This window comes from Candidatus Thiodiazotropha sp. AKAK2 (assembly GCF_058244685.1).
In genome coordinates this window covers 81,178-98,602 of record NZ_JBSYOP010000038.1, presented here as the reverse complement: position 1 = coordinate 98,602, position 17,425 = coordinate 81,178, and the positions used below count along the sequence as shown (strand labels likewise).

The 17,425-nt window shown below is 48.9% G+C and carries 25 protein-coding genes; 5 read left to right on the top strand and 20 right to left on the bottom strand.

Annotated elements, in window-relative coordinates; genetic code table 11:
- Positions 1 to 4: 4 nt before the first annotated feature.
- The 3 genes from AC4IE8_RS20605 to AC4IE8_RS20595 all read left to right on the top strand — a co-directional run bounded on the left by AC4IE8_RS20605 (position 5) and on the right by AC4IE8_RS20595 (position 2,895).
- On the top strand, positions 5 to 802 hold the full coding sequence (locus AC4IE8_RS20605; protein ID WP_490791920.1) for a DsbC family protein: 798 nt from the start codon (positions 5 to 7) through the stop codon (positions 800 to 802).
- 532 nt (positions 803 to 1,334) lie between these two features.
- Complete coding sequence (locus AC4IE8_RS20600; RefSeq protein ID WP_490791919.1) at positions 1,335 to 2,081, top strand: PP2C family protein-serine/threonine phosphatase; 747 nt, start codon at positions 1,335 to 1,337, stop codon at positions 2,079 to 2,081.
- 37 nt (positions 2,082 to 2,118) lie between these two features.
- Positions 2,119 to 2,895, top strand: a complete 777-nt coding sequence (locus AC4IE8_RS20595) for an FHA domain-containing protein (protein ID WP_068992209.1) — start codon at positions 2,119 to 2,121, stop codon at positions 2,893 to 2,895.
- Between the two features lie 52 nt (positions 2,896 to 2,947).
- Here the strand turns inward: AC4IE8_RS20595 and AC4IE8_RS20590 are convergent, their stop codons facing one another.
- The 19 genes from AC4IE8_RS20590 to AC4IE8_RS20500 all read right to left on the bottom strand — a co-directional run bounded on the left by AC4IE8_RS20590 (position 2,948) and on the right by AC4IE8_RS20500 (position 15,664).
- On the bottom strand, positions 2,948 to 3,391 hold the full coding sequence (locus AC4IE8_RS20590) for a PilZ domain-containing protein (RefSeq protein ID WP_068992207.1): 444 nt from the start codon (positions 3,389 to 3,391) through the stop codon (positions 2,948 to 2,950).
- A gap of 224 nt (positions 3,392 to 3,615) precedes the next feature.
- Positions 3,616 to 3,825, bottom strand: a complete 210-nt coding sequence (locus AC4IE8_RS20585) for a dodecin (protein WP_068992205.1) — start codon at positions 3,823 to 3,825, stop codon at positions 3,616 to 3,618.
- Between the two features lie 33 nt (positions 3,826 to 3,858).
- Positions 3,859 to 6,429: a DNA mismatch repair protein MutS gene (gene mutS / locus AC4IE8_RS20580; protein WP_490791918.1), complete on the bottom strand. Its 2,571-nt coding sequence runs from the start codon at positions 6,427 to 6,429 to the stop codon at positions 3,859 to 3,861.
- Positions 6,430 to 6,458: 29 nt separating this feature from the next.
- Positions 6,459 to 7,430: a tyrosine-type recombinase/integrase gene (locus AC4IE8_RS20575; RefSeq protein ID WP_490791917.1), complete on the bottom strand. Its 972-nt coding sequence runs from the start codon at positions 7,428 to 7,430 to the stop codon at positions 6,459 to 6,461.
- Positions 7,427 to 7,624, bottom strand: a complete 198-nt coding sequence (locus AC4IE8_RS20570) for a DUF4224 domain-containing protein (protein WP_490791997.1) — start codon at positions 7,622 to 7,624, stop codon at positions 7,427 to 7,429. Before AC4IE8_RS20570 ends, AC4IE8_RS20575 begins: the two co-directional genes overlap by 4 nt.
- Complete coding sequence (locus AC4IE8_RS20565; RefSeq protein WP_490791916.1) at positions 7,624 to 8,145, bottom strand: hypothetical protein; 522 nt, start codon at positions 8,143 to 8,145, stop codon at positions 7,624 to 7,626. Before AC4IE8_RS20565 ends, AC4IE8_RS20570 begins: the two co-directional genes overlap by 1 nt.
- Positions 8,146 to 8,244: 99 nt before the next feature.
- Entirely contained in the window at positions 8,245 to 8,631 is a 387-nt protein-coding gene (locus AC4IE8_RS20560; RefSeq protein ID WP_490791915.1) for a hypothetical protein, read from the bottom strand.
- A gap of 41 nt (positions 8,632 to 8,672) precedes the next feature.
- On the bottom strand, positions 8,673 to 8,870 hold the full coding sequence (locus AC4IE8_RS20555; RefSeq protein WP_490791914.1) for a hypothetical protein: 198 nt from the start codon (positions 8,868 to 8,870) through the stop codon (positions 8,673 to 8,675).
- A gap of 242 nt (positions 8,871 to 9,112) precedes the next feature.
- Complete coding sequence (locus AC4IE8_RS20550; protein WP_490791913.1) at positions 9,113 to 9,343, bottom strand: hypothetical protein; 231 nt, start codon at positions 9,341 to 9,343, stop codon at positions 9,113 to 9,115.
- Positions 9,344 to 9,610: 267 nt separating this feature from the next.
- Complete coding sequence (locus AC4IE8_RS20545) at positions 9,611 to 10,039, bottom strand: hypothetical protein (protein ID WP_490791912.1); 429 nt, start codon at positions 10,037 to 10,039, stop codon at positions 9,611 to 9,613.
- Between the two features lie 579 nt (positions 10,040 to 10,618).
- Entirely contained in the window at positions 10,619 to 11,104 is a 486-nt protein-coding gene (locus AC4IE8_RS20540; RefSeq protein WP_490791911.1) for a hypothetical protein, read from the bottom strand.
- Between the two features lie 47 nt (positions 11,105 to 11,151).
- Positions 11,152 to 11,763 carry a lambda exonuclease family protein gene (locus AC4IE8_RS20535; protein ID WP_490791910.1) on the bottom strand — a complete coding sequence of 204 codons (612 nt, stop codon included), beginning with the start codon at positions 11,761 to 11,763 and terminating at the stop codon, positions 11,152 to 11,154.
- 12 nt (positions 11,764 to 11,775) lie between these two features.
- Positions 11,776 to 12,756, bottom strand: coding sequence for a hypothetical protein (locus tag AC4IE8_RS20530; RefSeq protein ID WP_490791909.1), 981 nt, complete (start codon positions 12,754 to 12,756; stop codon positions 11,776 to 11,778).
- Positions 12,756 to 13,493, bottom strand: a complete 738-nt coding sequence (locus AC4IE8_RS20525; RefSeq protein ID WP_490791908.1) for an ERF family protein — start codon at positions 13,491 to 13,493, stop codon at positions 12,756 to 12,758. Before AC4IE8_RS20525 ends, AC4IE8_RS20530 begins: the two co-directional genes overlap by 1 nt.
- 12 nt (positions 13,494 to 13,505) lie before the next feature.
- Positions 13,506 to 13,706 (bottom strand): hypothetical protein, encoded by a 201-nt coding sequence (locus AC4IE8_RS20520; protein ID WP_490791907.1) that lies wholly within the window; start codon positions 13,704 to 13,706, stop codon positions 13,506 to 13,508.
- A 370-nt stretch (positions 13,707 to 14,076) separates the two neighbouring features.
- Complete coding sequence (locus AC4IE8_RS20515) at positions 14,077 to 14,376, bottom strand: hypothetical protein (RefSeq protein ID WP_490791906.1); 300 nt, start codon at positions 14,374 to 14,376, stop codon at positions 14,077 to 14,079.
- 82 nt (positions 14,377 to 14,458) lie between these two features.
- Positions 14,459 to 14,644, bottom strand: a complete 186-nt coding sequence (locus AC4IE8_RS20510; protein ID WP_490791905.1) for a hypothetical protein — start codon at positions 14,642 to 14,644, stop codon at positions 14,459 to 14,461.
- Complete coding sequence (locus tag AC4IE8_RS20505; RefSeq protein WP_490791904.1) at positions 14,641 to 14,970, bottom strand: hypothetical protein; 330 nt, start codon at positions 14,968 to 14,970, stop codon at positions 14,641 to 14,643. The genes AC4IE8_RS20510 and AC4IE8_RS20505 overlap by 4 nt, the downstream gene beginning before the upstream one ends.
- Positions 14,971 to 15,457: 487 nt before the next feature.
- Positions 15,458 to 15,664 carry a helix-turn-helix domain-containing protein gene (locus AC4IE8_RS20500; RefSeq protein WP_490791996.1) on the bottom strand — a complete coding sequence of 69 codons (207 nt, stop codon included), beginning with the start codon at positions 15,662 to 15,664 and terminating at the stop codon, positions 15,458 to 15,460.
- Between the two features lie 156 nt (positions 15,665 to 15,820).
- On the opposite strand from AC4IE8_RS20500, the gene AC4IE8_RS20495 reads away from it, so the two are divergent.
- Positions 15,821 to 16,102: a hypothetical protein gene (locus AC4IE8_RS20495; protein ID WP_490791903.1), complete on the top strand. Its 282-nt coding sequence runs from the start codon at positions 15,821 to 15,823 to the stop codon at positions 16,100 to 16,102.
- A 7-nt stretch (positions 16,103 to 16,109) separates the two neighbouring features.
- Here the strand turns inward: AC4IE8_RS20495 and AC4IE8_RS20490 are convergent, their stop codons facing one another.
- Positions 16,110 to 16,589, bottom strand: a complete 480-nt coding sequence (locus AC4IE8_RS20490) for a hypothetical protein (protein WP_490791902.1) — start codon at positions 16,587 to 16,589, stop codon at positions 16,110 to 16,112.
- A 540-nt stretch (positions 16,590 to 17,129) separates the two neighbouring features.
- Between AC4IE8_RS20490 and AC4IE8_RS20485 the strand changes: the two genes are divergently transcribed.
- A complete protein-coding gene (locus AC4IE8_RS20485; protein WP_490791901.1) occupies positions 17,130 to 17,354 on the top strand; it encodes a hypothetical protein in 225 nt (74 codons plus the stop codon).
- Positions 17,355 to 17,425 lie beyond the last annotated feature (71 nt).

Genomic DNA, 17,425 nt, shown 5'->3' with positions numbered 1-17,425 from the left:
TAAAATGAAACTTATAACCAAAGGCAATTCATTCCCCGGCTTTATGAAAGCTGTGATCATGGTGCCTGCTCTGTTGATGGTATCGACCCTGTATGCTGAAGTGTCCAAGCATGACGCGGAAATTGAGAATGTCCGTAGTGGCATGAATAAAGTACTGAAAAGCGGTGATATCAGCAGTATTACACCCAGTGCTGTGGATGGCCTGTATGAAGTGATGGTTGGACCACAGCTCTATTACGTCACCTCGGATGGTAAATACCTGCTGAATGGCAAGCTCTTCAATATTGAAAAGCGGGAAGACCTGACCACTCCCAAGATATCCAAGGCCAAGGCAGTCTATATCGAGTCGATTGGTGAAGATAACATGGTTATATTTGCCCCCGAAGAGTACAAACATACCATTACCGTGTTTACTGACATCGATTGCGGTTATTGCCGAAAACTCCATGAGGAGATGAAGGACTATAACGATCTGGGAATCCGGGTACGTTATATGATGTACCCAAGGGCTGGCGTCGGCAGTGAATCCTTCCAGAAGGCTGTTTCCGTACTCTGTGCCGATGACAGAAACGAAGCGATGACTCTCTCCAAGGCGGGTGAAGAGATTCCAGTCAAGAACTGTGAAAATCCGGTTCGTAATCACTTTCAACTGGGCCAGTTGCTGGGTGTGACGGGTACGCCAGCGATTTTTCTGCAAAGCGGGGATATGCTCCCAGGTTATATTCCGGCCAAAAAGATGAGTTCAATTTTGAACGAGCTGGATATGGAACTGGCCAGTCGGAATGGAGCCGAGAGCCAGTAACGATCAATCTGGCATGCAATTGGGGAGCTTCATACAGAGTGCCTGTTGTTAGGGCCTGTTAACACTAATCCAATGCGCCCTGCTGGGTCTGTTTTTGTGTCCAGCAAGGGAGAATGAGCGTAGTTTGGTTGTTCCAAATGAGCGAATGATAACGCCGCTGGGCGCAAAAACAGACCCAGCCCTTCGGGTTGCGCCTGAAAAAGCGCCACTCAGCGTTGCTCGTCGCTCATTTGGAACAACCAAACCACGCTTCTCGCGCCTTGATTGGCGCTTTTTCAAGCGCAACAGGGCGCATTGGATTAGTGTTAACAGGCCCTAACTGAACCGGGTTGCTGGGATATCAAATCAGTCCCCTGATTCAATGTGGTAATTGATCCGCCCCAACCCTACCTGAAAAAAATGGACTAGTCTGGTAATTTACACAGTTGAGATTACCGGGCTGGTCCTTTATGTTTGAACAGATCTTGATGGGGTCGTCAGCAGATCCGTCAATCTTTGATCTCAATCAAAAAAAGCGGACTTGGGAGAGAGCTTGATTATAGAAGTGGCCATGCGTACCGATAAAGGTATGGTACGAGAGCAAAATGAAGACGCAATCGGCGGTGACCCGAATCTCGGTGTGCTGATTCTGGCTGATGGTATGGGGGGAGCCAATGCTGGTGAAGTGGCCAGTGAGCTGGCTGTCGATCTGCTGACGAGCCAGCTGATCGTAGGCAGGACCCGTGAGACCATGCCGGATGGGTCATCCATGCGCGTGTCGATCGAGACAGTCAATCAGGCCATTCTGGAACTGGCTGAGCAAGTGCCCGAGTATCAAGGAATGGGAACAACCCTGGTGATGGGTGTGTTCGACCAAAACAGTATTCGTTATGCCCATGTTGGTGACTCAAGACTTTACAGGTTACGCCAGGGTCGATTGGAGCAGTTGACGATAGACCATACACTGATCCAGGAAATGATTAATCTGGGTGATTTTGCCAATATGGAAGAGGCGATGATGGCTGGCGTTCCCACCAATGTGCTTTCGAGAGCACTGGGATCCCAAACAGAGATTGTGTCGGATATTGGCGAATCGGAAGTGGAGCAGGGTGACCTCTATCTATTCTGCTCAGATGGACTGACCGGTATGGTGACGGATGATGAAATGCAAAGTATCCTTGAAAACAAAAATCTGGATCTTGAGCAGCAGGTGAATGAACTGGTCGATTTCGCCTGTCGCTGTGGCGGCGTCGATAACATCTCAGTGATTGTCGTGCGGCCACAATTAAGCACTGAATAATGAATAAGTGATAATTGAATACCTGGGTAGATGATGTATGGAAAAACTCGTAGTTCTGAGTGACGATGAGTCCCCACAAGAGTTTCCTCTTGTTGATAAACGATTGTTGATCGGACGGGATGCGACCTGTGATGTCTGTCTCGGTGATCGCTCGGTCAGTCGCCATCACGCTACTCTGCTACGCGTCTTTCGTGGCTTCTCCATTGAGGATGAAGGCAGCACCAATGGCACCCGTGTGAATGGGGAAATAATTACCAAAAGGTTTCTCAAGCATGGTGACTTGATCGAAATCGGCAAGTACAACCTGCGTTATATTGCGCAACTTCCTCATCATGAGATGGAAGAGGAAGACCCGGATCGCACCGTGGTAATCAAACCCGTTCAGACTACTCCGGCAGAGCCTGTTCCCTCACCGGCACAACAGGTCAAACCGGCGTTTTCCTCGACACCAGTGGCTGATGATAATGACGTGGCAGCAGAAGCTTTATCGGCGGTGAAACCTGCGCTGAAGCCGGCCGCTCCATCAGCAGCCCCCAGCGGCAGCCCGGCACAGAATGGCACAGCAAAAGTCCGTTTTCTTGAGGGTGAACATAGAGGTGAGGAGCGGGTGATTGACCGCTCCTTTTTCAGTGTTGGAAAACCGGGCGGTGACCTGATCCTGATCAATCATCGTCACAATGGTTACTACCTGCTGAAGGTGGGTGGTGACAATGTACCGATGATCAATGGGAAACCGATCAAGGCAGGCGGGGTTGAGCTTAGCAATGGTGATCGAATCACCCTCGGGGAACTCTCCCTGGAGTTTGAGGATTAGTGTTAACAGGCCCTATGCCTGGACAGATCGACTGTTGCGTCGATCAGCCCGCTCAGTTGATACCATTACTTCTGGACGTGAAGCGATAATCACTGCTAAGCAGTGAGGTCAAACGCATGCAGGCGGCGAAGTTCGTGGTGTTTTCGAGAATGCCATGTTTGATCACCCCTTCCAGCAGATCCTTGCCATCCCAGTTGGGATTGGTCAACTCCGACAGAAAACGGCTCTTCTGTGGGTCGAGTTGACGGAAAGTCAGCGCAGAACCCCGGTTATTTATGCGTGTGACCTGTGCGTTCAATTGCATAGACTCGATTTGCCCCGGTTTTTTGAATAACACCCGATAGTGATCGTTGAGCTTTGAACCGCTCAGTGCGTTGACAAACAGGCCAGATTGGCTGATGTCGGCAATAATTCGGTTTTGACTGACCCCGTTGGCATTGGATATGAAAGTGACCTGAAAGGATGTTTTTGTTCTTGGGTTTTTACGTGCATCCATTGTTGTGACTCCGTCATCAAACTGTCACATTACAATTTAGGCGACCACAAAGCGCTTGGGTATGGTGGTGAATACCCTTGGATATCAGGGTATACCATAATTTGTACTACCTATCGAACGGGGGGGGGATCATAGGACCCGGCAGGGCCGCACTCTGGCTGTCACAAATCAATAGAAGCCAGGATTTGATGCGTCCATGCTGATGGTGATGCCTTGGGACCTGATCAATCCTTCAAGCGAAAGCCGATATCGATGGTCACCTGCCAGTGGGCGACCTGTCCGTCTTCAATGTGCCCACGGGTCTCCACTACTTCAAACCATCCCATGTTACTGATGGTCTCGCCTGCCCGGGCAATGGCATTGCGAATGGCATCGTCACTACTGCTCTGGGAAGAGCCGACTAACTGAATCTTTTTATAGACATGATCGCTCATCAAATACCTCGGTGATTGTTACGTTTGGGGAATTCAGGAATCACTGGATTCCAGTTTCTCTTTCAACAGATAGAGTTGCTCCAATGCCTGACGGGGGGTCAGCTCATCGGGATCGATCCGCTTCAGCATGGTCTCCACGGCAGAGGATTCGGCAGGCTCAGGTGAAAGGTTGAAAAGGGGGAGTTGGCTCTGCTGCTGCTCCGCATGTCTTTGGGCACTGGCCTCAAGTTCCAGCAGCCGTTGCCTTGCCTTCTTGATTACGGTTTTCGGTACGCCTGCCAGGGTTGCCACCTGCAGTCCGTAACTCTGGTTGGCCGGACCCTCTCTGACGGCATGGAGAAAAACAATACTGTCTCCATGCTCGACCGCATCCAGATGAAGATTGGCAATCCCTGGATACTCTTCAGGCAGCGTGGTGAGCTCAAAATAGTGGGTGGCAAACAGGGTGAAGGCGCGCAGGTAGGTGGCCAGTTCCACAGCACAGGCCCAGGCCAGTGAGAGCCCGTCGAAAGTGGAGGTACCACGGCCCACCTCATCCATCAGCACCAGGCTCTGTTCGGTGGCGTTGTGCAGAATATTGGCGGTCTCTTCCATCTCGACCATGAAGGTGGAGCGACCGCCGGCCAGATCGTCTGAAGCCCCGATACGGGAAAAGATCCGGTCGACCGGTCCCAGTTGCGCTGAGGCGGCCGGTACAAAACTGCCTGCATAGGCGAGTAGGGTGATGATCGCGATCTGACGCATGAAAGTCGATTTACCACCCATGTTGGGGCCGGTGATCACCAGCATACGCTGCTGCTGGTCGAGGGTCACACTGTTGGCGACAAAGGGGTCCTGACTGACCTGTTCGACCACCGGGTGACGACCGTCCACGATCTTCAAGCCAGGCTCGTCAACCAGTTCGGGACGGACCAGGTTGAGACACTGCGCCCGTTCCGCCAGATTGCACAGCACATCCAGATGGGAGAGGCCTTCCGCACACTGCTGTAACTCCGAGAGGGAGTCGCCCAGACGCTCGAGCAGCTGATCGTAGAGTAGTTTTTCCCGGCTCAGCGAGCGCTCCCGGGCACTCAATACCTGATCCTCGAACTTCTTCAACTCCGGGGTGATGAAACGTTCGGCTCCCTTCAGGGTCTGGCGACGGATGTAATCGTCCGGCGCCTTGTCCGACTGACTGCGGCTGATCTCGATGTAGTAGCCGTGTACCCGGTTGTAACTCACCTTGAGATTGGCAATGCCGGTGCGTTCTTTCTCCCGGATCTCCAGATCGAGCAGAAACTGATCGGCATTCTGCGAGAGGGCGCGCAGCTCATCCAGCTCTGCATCGTACCCTTCGGCGATCACCCCGCCGTCGCGGATCAGCATCGGTGGTTGTTCGATGATTGCCGTCATCAACAGTTGATGTTGTTGCGGATGTTCACCGATCTCCATGGCCAGGGATTGGGTCAAGGGGCTGTCGAGGCGATTCAGCAGGGGTTGCAGCTGGGGCAGTGCGCCAAGTGCCTCGCGCAAGGTGGACAGGTCTCTGGGTCGGGCGCTCTTCAGGGCGATGCGGGCGAGAATGCGTTCGATATCGCCGATGCCCTGCAGGATCTCCTGCAGCTCCACATAGAGGTCAGACTCCAGCAACGCCTGGATGGTAGCGTGGCGATTGGCAACCGTTTGCCGCTCACGTTGCGGTTGACTGATCCAGCGCTTCAGTTTGCGACTGCCCATCGCGGTGACCGTGCGGTCCATGATGCCGGCCAGCGTGTGTTGGGACTGTCCGCTGAGTGAGTGGATCAGTTCAAGGTTCCTTCGAGTGGCCCCATCGATGATTACACTGTGGTCCCGGTGTTCAACCTGCAGGCCGCGGATATGGGGCAGGGTACCGAACTGGGTCTCTTCCACATACTGCAGCAGGCAACCGGCAGCGCCCACGGCGTAGGGATGGTCCTGGCAACCGAAACCGCCCAGGTCCCGGGTGCCGAACTGCTTGCTCAGTAGCTGTTCCGCAGAGTCGAAGTCGAAATGCCACACCGGACGACGGGTGATGCCGCAAGTTAGGCTGATGGTCTCTGGCAGGGACGAGTCCTCATCAAGCAGGATTTCCGCTGGATTGAGACGCTCCAGCTCTCCCCCCAAAGCCCCCAGGCTGATCACCTGCTGAATGGTGAAGCGACCGCTGGCCAGGTCCAGAGCAGCCACTCCCAAGCCATCCTTCTGTTCATTGACCGAGACCAGCAGGTTCTCCTGTCGCTCTTCCAATAGAGCCTCATCGGTGAGGGTGCCTGGGGTAACGATACGCACCACCTTGCGCTCCACCGGTCCCTTGGTGGTGGCCGGATCGCCGATCTGCTCACAGATTGCCACCGACTCCCCAAGTTTTACCAGCCGTGCCAGATAGCCCTCGGCTGCATGGTAGGGGACCCCCGCCATGGGGATGGGTTTGCCCGCTGACTGGCCCCGTTTGGTCAGGGTGATGTCGAGCAGTCGTGCGGCCTTCTCCGCATCGGCGAAAAAGAGCTCATAAAAATCCCCCATGCGATAGAAGACCAGCATGTTGGAGTGCTCGCCCTTGATGCGCAGATACTGCTGCATCATTGGAGTATGAGATTTACTCATTGATAATCAACTGCTTACAAAACATCTGTCTAAAATGAACCATTTCTGTCTAAAATAGGCCCGGTTACTTCATCGATTTCCCGGCCTCTGATGTACGTTACTGTCTGCGCCTCAGTGGTGTGTCCCGCCAGTTTCTGAGGGTCCAAATGCTGTTTCTTGGCATCGGTGATAGCCTTAGCTCTCAGGTCGTGCAAGTGCGCGTCTTTGACCCCTGCCTTTGCCGCGGCGCGATCAAACAGATCTCTCGTACCGCGGTAGCTCCTGATCTTGCCATTATGCTGGCCAAGTAAATAGGTAGGGATCACATTCTTTGGGTGGAGCGCCTTAGCCGCTTTCACTGAGTCCTGCACCATCTGGGAGTTGACCATCAACTTCTTACTGGACTTCTCCTGTTTGAACTCAATGCCACCCTTCGAGATGTCGCGCATCTTGATTGCCAATACGTCACCAATCCGCTGCCCTGTAGAGTAGGCCATATCCATAATAGCCCTGAGAGTCGGGGAGCCTGCATTCCAGATCGCTCTATATTCTGAGTCTTTAATATACCGATCCCGTTTCTTCTCACTAAACCGCGGAATAGCGTCAACCGGGTTGCTCTGGCACTGACCAGCCTTGAGCGCATGGGTGAACGCCATTCTGAGAACCGTTCTCATTCGGTTGGCCATGTTGGGCGTTTTCCGGTGATGATCGAGAAACTGGAATATATGCTCTGGCCGAACCTGGGCAGGGGCAAAGTCACGAAACGCCAGTTTGATAGTGGTTGATACCTGTTTGTATTGCTTCAGCGTGTTGGGTTTCACGCGCTCCTGTGCATCTTCGATCACCCTATCAATGAGTCTCTCCATGCCCTTTTGTGGCTGGATGATTCTGGCGTACTCCTCCAGTGCCTTGTGGAGAACCTTGCCCAAAGGAGTCCACTTCCCACCCTTCACATAGTAATAGGCACCATGCTTGTGATGCACACAGCGGGGCAGGTGGGTATCTTTCTTTCTGATTCTCATAGGTGCAATTTGGGTTCAGGGGTCTGATCTTCTACCACACCACCCAGGCGTGACACAACAAGGGAGCGGAGCACCTTGGGCTGCTTGTCGCCCCCAACCTCATGCGGGTAGCCGTTCGCTTGAAGCCATTTTATCTGGCGTCTAGGGGTTTTGTACCCAGTCAGCGTTTCAATTTCTTCAGGCTCTAGGAACATCATTCTATCTCGAATCGGTTGTTCTTTCTGCGATTCTCTTGAGCAGAAATTATTTGTAGGTTGTTATGGACATGTAGCCCACTAACAAGGTCGCCTAGAAGAGGGATAATGTGATCGACATGAAATTCTTTTCCGGTTTGTTTTCTACGTTTTGCGGCTTGTTCATATACTTGACCAATAGCCTCCAGGTCAGCCCACTTTGGAGTTCTCTGCTTAACTAATTTTGTTCTGTGAGTTACGAAGTATGTCGGGCCTCTATCAAGCCTGGCAGCATATCTTCTATTAGCTTCCTCTAGCGCATGAATGTTGACGCTCTTTCTCTTCTTTGTCCTGGGATTTTTCCAGGATCTGATCTCATCCTCTGAGCAGTGACCAGCATCGATTCTCCCATGCCTATGCAGAGCAGCAAACAAAGCACTTGATAGGTGAGTCCACTTGCCTCCCTTGACGTAATAATATGCCCCGTGTTTGAAGAGCATTCTTTGAGGGAGTTTTGAGTCTTTTAATCGCTTCCGTCCCATGTGTCTATTTCCACCCACGGTCAGTAAACCACTGGATCATGGTATGTCTCTGCCCGCAGTCTGTGAGTTCTTTAAGCGCTGTTAAAGGTACAATCATCATTACCTCATAATCGTCTTTAGGATCGGAAACTCTTCACCTTCGGCTATAACAAACTTCATACCCTTGTATTTGATCTTTCCTGATACCAATCGCTCGCCTTTCTCCCTGGCTTCAAGGGTCATGCGTTGTAGCCAGGTGTATAAACCTTCGTCCTTGCCTCTGGTTTCATGCCAGATCTTGCGAACCCGAAGGCTTGCGTTATCAATGGCGTGACCAGACAGTTCAACTTTTGGCATGGTGTCGCCTCGACGGTCAAACTCGGCCTTAGCAACTTCCCATTGCGGCGCTTTCTCATTGACCATCCAGCGCAGATATGAAACTGGTATGCGCGTGAACAGTTCGCCTCTGTGTTTTCCGAAGTCGATTCTTAATCCGTGCGTATTCATAATTCAGTCAGCTCTTTAAGGTCTTTTAGTGGGACGATCATTCAATCTCTACCTGGCGGGTATTGATCATAAATACCTTCGTGCATTTCCCTGACCGTAACCCCTCCGCAGGCGCATTCGTTCCCGTCACAACAGTACCGTTCGTCCAAATCACGCTGCCACACTTCATTGCGCCAATTACGGATGGCCTCATCGACAAACCACCACAACAGCTTAATCTTGAATAAAAAGTCTGCCATCATTCTCTCCAGTCTTTTAGGGGGACGATCATTAGCTTTTCAACACGAACCATATCAGGGCTAATGGGACAGAAAACAAAGTCACAGCAACCCAGCTTATAAATACGCCATTATTGACAATTTGACGTTTCTGCTGGTCGCTGGATGACCACCGGGCCATCATCGTAAAAAAAATAAACAGCCCCATATTTATGATAAATACCTTATACTCGATTCCCATCTCATCACCTCATCTATACAGGTCAGGGTAGCGACTTAATAATCTTGTATGGCATACCTGGACTACCATCCTCGTTTTTTCCATCAGGTATCCATTCAATAACCTCACATTCGTATTTTCCACCTCGGTACTCTTTTTCGGCTTCAGATGCTGACAGTGCTTTATGCTTCTTTGAGTACACACCAACCAAATAACTATGATTTTCTCTGTCGCCCCATCGATAGGCGTGGACTGTGTAGATGCTCTGTTTCATCTCATCACCTCATTATCTTCAGGGCCGGTTATTCGCCTTCCAATAAACTCATCCCTCAGCTTAAACAGTTCATTGTGATCTATTGGCTGAGGCTCTTCGCCGACCTGCATGAAGCATGGCCATAATCCTTTTGTCTGTAGATGATGAATGAACATCGTGATTATGGTTGATTTCTCTTGGTCCATCTCAATACCCTCTCTCTATCGCCCCACATAACCCCATTGTTTACTCGGGTAGTTAAATGGAATGTTTCTGTATAACGCTCTGTTAAGTGCTCACTGGCCTGATAATGATTTGGCACCATTGTCCTGATAGACCAGCCTCTTGTATTCGTTTATCCCAGTGCGTACTTGTCAGCACCGTTCCCCGTGCATCGCCATTGCTATCAACCATCCGATCACCAATGACAATTTCATTGATTCTTAGGTCTTCGAGGTAAGCGATTCGATTCTGAGCATCTTTCAGTAACCTCATATGTTCGCGCAATGATTCGCGGCAAGCTTCAGCCAAACACCAATCAGTTTCTGTTGCTTCCGATAACTGACGGCACTTAACCAGGCGTTCTTTCGGATCATCGCTCACTACATTCACATTGCTCATTTCGTTCTCTCCGGCCGCAAAACTTAATCGTTCAATGCCTCCGAAGCCTTCCGATTCCATCGCACCACATTCGACCGCCCTCTTTAGCTGCCGCATACATCGAATGCTCTCTCTGACTAAGTTCGCAATAGAACTTACCGGCAAGAAAAGAAACGGCTGCTTCAATCAATACAGTGTCTGGCATTGAAGCAGCCGGTGAAGCAGACGCTTCCTTTTGCTCGAAGGCTTGGCAGTCTCCTATAAGCCCATTTCTGATATCTGCTACCTCGTTATGAAAGGCCAAGCACCTGATGTGTGAGGTGCTTCCGCCATCTATCGCTGAATATTTACATTCTCTGCATGTGTTCATCGCTGCTTACCTCTCTTATTAATAATCAAGTGAGGGCACCAACAGAGGGTGCTCAGACTCTCAAGTGGGTTCCCTGGCGAATTAGGCACCTCAAGAGGTTTCGCTCGTGATTTTTCCACCCCGGGCGGTTCTGCTATCCTCGGTTCCGCAATGTCTACCCTGCTAAACACAGTGCCAATGCCCTCACTTGATTACTAACCAGTAGTTCCAGTGGTCAAGGGCTCGGTTAACTCTCCGCATACCATCAGCAGGAAACCCCTGCTGTTTTGGACATCCGATGCTGGTAAGGCATCACGCCCCAAGCCCTTGCCACTGAACACTAGTCGTTACCTTGTCGGTCTCCAGCAGATAGGGACGCCAGCAATGCCATGCCATACCCACCCGCCATTATTGAAATCTGTCCAGTACGCTTCGCACACTTCCTGCCATCTGTCACGGTCATTTTCTCCGGCGTAGTAGTAATTCAAGTGCTGAAACAGTATCTCGATCTTGGTGCCATCTTTGGGCGCGGTTGCCATAGGGTGAAAGCCGCAAGGTAACAAGGTCGGTGAAGCAGACGCTGGCAATAATCCTTCTTTCCTGGCTATCTCTCTCAGCGCTTCTTCGCAATCCGCTGTGGTCGGTATAACCTCGGCTGTCTGTGCGTCCTGATAACCACCCGGATCAGAAGGCGATTTCACATACTCGATATCGCTATCAAATATCCGATCCCAACACCAAGTTACATCGTCACTATTCACTGGCTCATTATTAGGATCAGCATCACCGTGATACTGCAGGTAAATCTTTTCTGGTGGTTTGTCATATAACATCGCTTCTATCCTCTATCCTCTGTATCCCATTGCGCCCTGGTGGGTGGTCAGGCTGCGGCCTTTTTAAGCTCATTGATCATTGACTGTAGTTCGGTGTTAAATCCGACGACACCTTCCTCAAGTTCATTGACCCTGCTCTTATCAAATTCCACACGCTTCAAGAAGAGTTGATATTCTTCAGGAAGTCTTGGATCGAAGCTCACAAAATCGCACCATGCTCTCTGTGTGCATGCCATTTGCCATTGCATTTGGTCGATATAATTCTTGTCGATTTTTCCGGTTATAAAAGTATTTATGTGTGTTGCTGTATTGGGGCATTTGATCTCGACCAGGCCATCATCACCGACAAGCCCATCAGGAGAGGCTCCAGACATCGCAATATATGGATGATCAATAAAGCCGACCTGCTCAACCTCGTTATCAGTCATAAATACATAGGCGTCTCTTGCTTGCGGTTCGGTATCAATGCCCCACTGCATAGCGGCATTTGTATAGCCTTTCTCTTTGGTGCCAGTGAGGCGTTCAACAAGAAGCTGCGCCATATAGTTAGCCCTTGATGCAGCCCAGCCCGAGCGAGTCTTGGTGACAACATCGCAGACCTTTGAGGCGGTAACCTTTCCGCAGCGAGCTGAGAACCATTCTTCTGTGAGTTGATCCATGATAAATACCTATTAATATGAGATAGTCACGTTCGGGATTGATTTTTTAGCAACCAATTCCACGGCAAGCTTTGCTGCACCTTCGTCCAATCCGCCCTTAACAAATGCTTGCAGAGCGCTTCTGTTGATTTTGGCCTTGTGTCTTTTGTTAGCTTCTCTTTTTGCTGCTTCATCTGCCTCGCGCTGCTTGGCTTGTTCAGCTTCACGTTTCGTCCTCTCCTCGGCTTCCTTCGCTGCCAATTCAGCACGCCTTTCGGCCTCTGCTTTTTCACGCTCAGCTTTTTCAGCCTGAAGTTTTAACTGCAGTTCGCGCTTTTCTGCCTGCTCTCGTTCGGCTTTTGCCTTTTCTTCGGCCTCTCTTTTTGCGCGCTCTTCTGCTTCTTTTGCTATTTGCTCATCGCGTTCTTTTTGACGCCTCTCTTCGGCCTCAATGCGGAGCCTTTCAAGTTCAGTTTGCTCTTCTTCATACTTGATTCGCTCATCTAATCTACGGCGCACAAACTTTATGCATTCGTCTTTGGTAACTGCGGCCTCTCCAGCAAACTCCTCCATATCTTGAACGTCGAATCCTTCGAGATAACCAAGGGAAGTCTTGTATTCTGCAGCAGTCAGCATCCTGCCGTCTGGATGTTCGGTTTGTTCAGCGACTTTTCGCATGCCTTCAATATGATCCTTATGTTGCTGGATACGGTCTTTTTCGCGCTGCTCTAGTTCTGCCAGTGGTTTAGCGTGAACATTGATCATTGACTCAATTTCAACGACAATCTGTTTGGCTTCTGAGTCAACGCGCTTACCATACTCTAAGCTCTCTGCCTTCTCTTTCTTTCTGGTCTTTTCAATCGCAGACTTTGTTTGACGCAGTTTGTATACATGACTGCGCGCAGCTTTGTTATCAGTCGGGTCTTCGTAATTGAAGACAAGCTTGTCATTTAATTCCTTTAGTTCGGATAACTGGGCGCGAAACTCGTTATACGCTTGGATCTGTTTTTCCATTACTGTTTCCTCTTTTTCTCTAGGCTTTTTACCGCGCCATTGTATTTGTTTGCTGGAAGCTGGCTAAGATCTTTAACTCTGAGATACTTCAGGAAGTTAGCTTTGTTTGCCCCAACCTCAGAAATAAGACTATCCAGGTTTGCTTCCTGTTCTTTTGAGATATACTCGACATTTGATGAGTAACCAACTCCATCGTCATCTTGATCAGATGACGCCAAACCAAGGATAGCGACCAGGGTGTAGCGCTCCAGGTATGTGACTGTTGAGCCAATAGCTTGAATACTGTTTTTACTACCAGACGAATCAGCGCCAGCAGACAAAGAAGTACACTCACTGTGGCCTTCACTGTGAGTGATGCAGCATGTAACCGTTATGGTTTTGTCGCCTTGCTCTGTTCGCCATGAGTGAGACAGTCCGTTTTTTGCAAGCAGTCCTTTAATCTGGCTGATCGTTTCAGCTAGTCCAGCATAGGTGCTGTTATGTGCTTGTCTGGTCTTAAGGATAGTGGGGCATTCACTTCTAAATTTAGACATGGCATCCGTATATGCCTTCTTTGCCTCATTCTTTTCCCAGCGCTCTTGTAACTCCATCAGCTTCTCAAGCTTGTCCAAATCTGCGCCTTTCTCAACAGCAATCTGGAGCATACCGGCTGGTGTAATCGCAGATCCGTTGCTTTGGGTGGTTGCCAGTTGAGTATTCTCAACCTCTACCAATTGACTCTCATTTGTATTGCTCACATCACTCTCCCGTTATTCATCTAAGAAAACCAGCTTTGCGATTCTGGTTTTTCCGAATCTGTCATCAAGTCTTTTCTGAAATGCTTTTACGCTTTCGAGCGTTCCAGCTCCATGGTCCAGGCATTGCTCAAAAACGATGCTACGACTGTCATTCCTAGGCTCATATGTATCCCTCTCGGCTGTGAGAACATACAGTTCACTGTCTTCACTCATTTGCTTGCTCCCGAATGTTCAGTGGTCAAGGGCTATACACTCCCTTACTCCATAAAGGCTAGGAGAGGAACCATAAGGCCTGCCAGCTTTTGCCAAGAGCCCTTGCCGCTAATCACTCTGCCTGGTGTAAAAAAGATAAGTCGTTTATGATCTTCCGGTTATATGGCTCTCTAAGAGACTCATAGACATCATTTAGAATGAATGATGCTTCAGACTGATCATCTTCCATAATCGCTGTTTTTGCGTCATCCAGCTTGTCAGACAAACTCTTTTTCTGCGATTTAGTCATGATAAGAACCATATGATTAAGCCGATAAATACAACCCAGATAATGGACCCTGCAACAAGGGCGAATTGTGCGCTCTGTACATCAAAACCCGTCTGCTCTTCGTAAAATTTCATACGATCGTCTGATTTGCTGTAATCGTTTGGTTGGTCCACTGGATCTCTCCTTGTATATGATCTCTTCAAACTTGTTCAGCAGGTCTCTAAGGGCTGAAGCTGCGTCTTCATGACTACCCCCGTACCTTGCCATTTCCGCTATCTCGGTTAGGTCTGGCTGACCGTCAACCTCGTCCTTACAGATCCTCACAATGATTTCTGAGGTCTCTATATCAATGGGATCGTCGTCATAATCGTCATTGAGCAGACTTTTCTCAGCTTCAATCATTTAACTCTCCCACTTGAAGATCTTTTCCAGCACCAGATAACCGACTAGTGTCACTGTGAATATTGCTAGGGCTTCCATGTGATTAACCGTAACCGTAACCGTAACCGGAACCGTAACCGTCACCGTAACCGTCACCGTAACCGGAACCGTAACCGTAACCGGAACCGTAACCGGAACCGGAACCGGAACCGGAACCGGAACCGGAACCGGAACCGTAACCGGAACCGTAACCGTAACCGGAACCGTAACCGTAACCGGAACGACTCATGACCAGTCACCTATAGGATAAAAAAACAGAACAGTTTCAAGATGGACGTTTCCTATTTTGTCAATCTTGTCTGACTCAACCGGCCCTTTTAATGCAAACTCTGGCAGCCCTGAATCTCTTTGTTTCCAATAACGTAGATTACTTGCATCTTCCAGCATGTAGCGTCCTCCTTGATCTTTCAGTGTGCCGAAATGAATAAACCCGTGGGGCAGCACAGCAACAGCCTTTTTCCCATGTAGGGGGTGACGGTCTCGGCAAGATTGATTAGCGCCGAACATCGATGCCAGTTCTTTAGCCTGGCCGATTGTCATATCATTCAAATCCATACTTATCTCTCCTGGTGCGTTGTTTGTATGTATGGATGAAGTATGAAACATAGTTCGCAACTAGTCAAGAAAAATAGTTCGCACTGAATTTCATATAATCTATTGATCAAAAAAAAGGATTGAAAAATGGATTTGCCTGTTCAGCTTGTGGTGGCGTATTCGGTATTTAGCTTATTTTTGTTTTATCAGAAATTGCACCTAAAAAACTTTCAAGGTGATAGCGCAATTTTCAGAGTTTCGTTAAGTATTTATGTATTAATATCAACACTTTATGGTTTTGGGTTTTTGGTGTATTGGGGGGTAGTTGTTAGCTGGTCCAACTCAGGGGTTTTGTTCCTGATAGCTTTGGCAACTCAGATAGTATGGTTTCTAATAGAGGGCAAATTAGGCCTGAGGAATTATTATTGGATGTTAAGTACACTAGGACTAGTCATGATCCCAGTGCTTGGGTATGTAATGTGGTTGCATATCCCATAAATAAAGCCTTTTATTTAGATCCAACACGAAGATTAATTGTGATGCCATAGCACCTACACATTTTATCGAGCGTCAGAATATCCCTGATTCCTTTCTTTTCGTAGTTCTTTAGCGTTTTCAGCGAGACATTACATCTCTTTGCTGCTACTCTCTGTGTAATCCCAAGTTTATTCCGTGCTTCTTTCCGTCGCTCGGCGATGGGGCCGAGATCATACATATCAATCCAGTCGTTTAGTTCTATTGAAATAGTCGTTTCATGCTTTATTAGCGGCAAAAGACGCACTTAATTGAACAAGGTGCAATATATTTACCCTTGTACAATTTTGATTTGATTGATCAAATATTGATCAAGGTCAACCGAACGGAGAAAGGAATGAAAAAGACCACATGGAGCAGCAGTACGCGCCCGCATGTAATTGAAATAAGAACGACACCAGCAGCAGAGGTGCGCCTCAAGATCCATCAAGAGGTGACCAGGCTGCAAAACATATCCGGCCTGAATGCCCCAATGTCCGCGAAAGATACGCTTGTGAATTTTGCAGACATACTGGAACTAAATGCAGTCTACCTGGCTGGGTTGGAAAATCCCGAATTGAAGCCGGTAATAGATAGTCATATAGAGATGGCGGCAAAGATTAGGTATTGGCTGTCCTAAGGAGCATTTACTTCTTCTTGGTAGGCTTTTTCTTCTGACTAAAGGTCTTTGGGCCTTGGTCTTTGTGGTTGGTAGGGTCTTTTGCTTTACCACCATCATATGTTTCAGGTAATCCAGCAAGATGGGTGGCTCGCCTACTTTCGTGCTTGGCGGTCGCTAGGATCTGCTGCCGACCTAAAGCATCAGATTTTATATAATCACTGAGCAACTGCTCTATATCCCCTGAAAGCAACTGTGATGGGTTGGGATGTCCTGGCAGCAATAACACCCATGCAGGGAGCTTGAAATACTGAGCAATTTCGTCGGCTTTATCGATTGTGGGGATAGAGTCCCTATTTCTGATCTTTCCTATCATTCGATCTGAAACATCGTGGCCTTTAGATATTTCCCTGTTAGAAGGCTCTTTTCCGCTTTCCATTTCAATGTACTTAATCAAAGCATTCAGATTATCAACGAATGCCTCGGCGGCTAGTTCTCTCTTTTTCATATTCAAAATTCTAATGTAATAACTGCGTAATATGTTTTTCATGCGAACTGTATTTCTTGACATAAGTGCGAACTATATTCCATACTCATGGCATGAAAGATGAAAACCTTCTCGCTCAAACGTTCAAGTTGATCGCCAATACATGCGTTCCTGTCACAAAAATTTGCGCAGACCTTGGATTGACTACTCGCTGGTTCTACAAGCTCACGTCTGGCCAGATCAAAGACCCAGGAGTTAATAGAATCCAGCGCCTTCATGACTATCTTGTGGATAAATCCTCAGCTGATAGTGAATTAAAGAAGACTGGATAGCGGTCTTGTTGGGTATCGAAATGAGGTACACAAATCTCAGTCTGGATGGTTTTCTGCTCAACCGGGCACACAGTAAGGTGTGTGTAACCCCGTCACCTTTCTCAACACAGTTTGTGGCGGGTGTTTCTACTCCTCTCAGGGGCGCCAAGCCCCATTGGTGGTCGAGGCTCAACCCCGGGCCTCGGCCTTTCTTTTTACCAGTGAACAGTCTCACTAAGGAGACGTAACCATGTACGCGGACCCAGCCAAAATCAGGTCTCATATTGTGAAGATCAGATTGAGTCAAGAGGAACATAATTTGATTCAGGCCCTTGTTGATTATACCGGAGAACAGCGTGCTGCCTTGCTACGTGAACTGATCCTTGAGCAAGCACAATTAGTGCTCTTTGGTGATCAGTCTAGCCCGATGGGATATGCCGTTGAAGGCAACTTAAAGGCCCTGCGTAGTGCCTGAGAAGGTCAACAAGAGGGGCTTAAGAGGGCCCTCAAAAGAGCACACTTTAGGCCTATCTGACAGTGAACTGG

Bases quoted from the DNA above. Each gene is read 5' to 3' on its own strand.
- AC4IE8_RS20545 (WP_490791912.1), bottom strand. From the start codon at position 10,039: ATGCGGCAGCTAAAGAGGGCGGTCGAATGTGGTGCGATGGAATCGGAA.
- AC4IE8_RS20535 (WP_490791910.1), bottom strand. From the start codon at position 11,763: ATGGATCAACTCACAGAAGAATGGTTCTCAGCTCGCTGCGGAAAGGTT.
- AC4IE8_RS20540 (WP_490791911.1), bottom strand. From the start codon at position 11,104: ATGTTATATGACAAACCACCAGAAAAGATTTACCTGCAGTATCACGGT.
- AC4IE8_RS20510 (WP_490791905.1), bottom strand. From the start codon at position 14,644: ATGAGTCGTTCCGGTTACGGTTACGGTTCCGGTTACGGTTACGGTTCC.
- AC4IE8_RS20590 (WP_068992207.1), bottom strand. From the start codon at position 3,391: ATGGATGCACGTAAAAACCCAAGAACAAAAACATCCTTTCAGGTCACT.
- AC4IE8_RS20505 (WP_490791904.1), bottom strand. From the start codon at position 14,970: ATGGATTTGAATGATATGACAATCGGCCAGGCTAAAGAACTGGCATCG.
- AC4IE8_RS20555 (WP_490791914.1), bottom strand. From the start codon at position 8,870: ATGGCAGACTTTTTATTCAAGATTAAGCTGTTGTGGTGGTTTGTCGAT.
- AC4IE8_RS20500 (WP_490791996.1), bottom strand. From the start codon at position 15,664: ATGTATGATCTCGGCCCCATCGCCGAGCGACGGAAAGAAGCACGGAAT.
- AC4IE8_RS20490 (WP_490791902.1), bottom strand. From the start codon at position 16,589: ATGAAAAAGAGAGAACTAGCCGCCGAGGCATTCGTTGATAATCTGAAT.
- AC4IE8_RS20575 (WP_490791917.1), bottom strand. From the start codon at position 7,430: ATGAGAATCAGAAAGAAAGATACCCACCTGCCCCGCTGTGTGCATCAC.
- mutS (WP_490791918.1), bottom strand. From the start codon at position 6,429: ATGAGTAAATCTCATACTCCAATGATGCAGCAGTATCTGCGCATCAAG.
- AC4IE8_RS20520 (WP_490791907.1), bottom strand. From the start codon at position 13,706: ATGAGTGAAGACAGTGAACTGTATGTTCTCACAGCCGAGAGGGATACA.
- AC4IE8_RS20565 (WP_490791916.1), bottom strand. From the start codon at position 8,145: ATGGGACGGAAGCGATTAAAAGACTCAAAACTCCCTCAAAGAATGCTC.
- AC4IE8_RS20605 (WP_490791920.1), top strand. From the start codon at position 5: ATGAAACTTATAACCAAAGGCAATTCATTCCCCGGCTTTATGAAAGCT.
- AC4IE8_RS20595 (WP_068992209.1), top strand. From the start codon at position 2,119: ATGGAAAAACTCGTAGTTCTGAGTGACGATGAGTCCCCACAAGAGTTT.
- AC4IE8_RS20485 (WP_490791901.1), top strand. From the start codon at position 17,130: ATGTACGCGGACCCAGCCAAAATCAGGTCTCATATTGTGAAGATCAGA.
- AC4IE8_RS20550 (WP_490791913.1), bottom strand. From the start codon at position 9,343: ATGAAACAGAGCATCTACACAGTCCACGCCTATCGATGGGGCGACAGA.
- AC4IE8_RS20585 (WP_068992205.1), bottom strand. From the start codon at position 3,825: ATGAGCGATCATGTCTATAAAAAGATTCAGTTAGTCGGCTCTTCCCAG.
- AC4IE8_RS20560 (WP_490791915.1), bottom strand. From the start codon at position 8,631: ATGAATACGCACGGATTAAGAATCGACTTCGGAAAACACAGAGGCGAA.
- AC4IE8_RS20495 (WP_490791903.1), top strand. From the start codon at position 15,821: ATGAAAAAGACCACATGGAGCAGCAGTACGCGCCCGCATGTAATTGAA.
- AC4IE8_RS20515 (WP_490791906.1), bottom strand. From the start codon at position 14,376: ATGATTGAAGCTGAGAAAAGTCTGCTCAATGACGATTATGACGACGAT.
- AC4IE8_RS20570 (WP_490791997.1), bottom strand. From the start codon at position 7,624: ATGTTCCTAGAGCCTGAAGAAATTGAAACGCTGACTGGGTACAAAACC.
- AC4IE8_RS20530 (WP_490791909.1), bottom strand. From the start codon at position 12,756: ATGGAAAAACAGATCCAAGCGTATAACGAGTTTCGCGCCCAGTTATCC.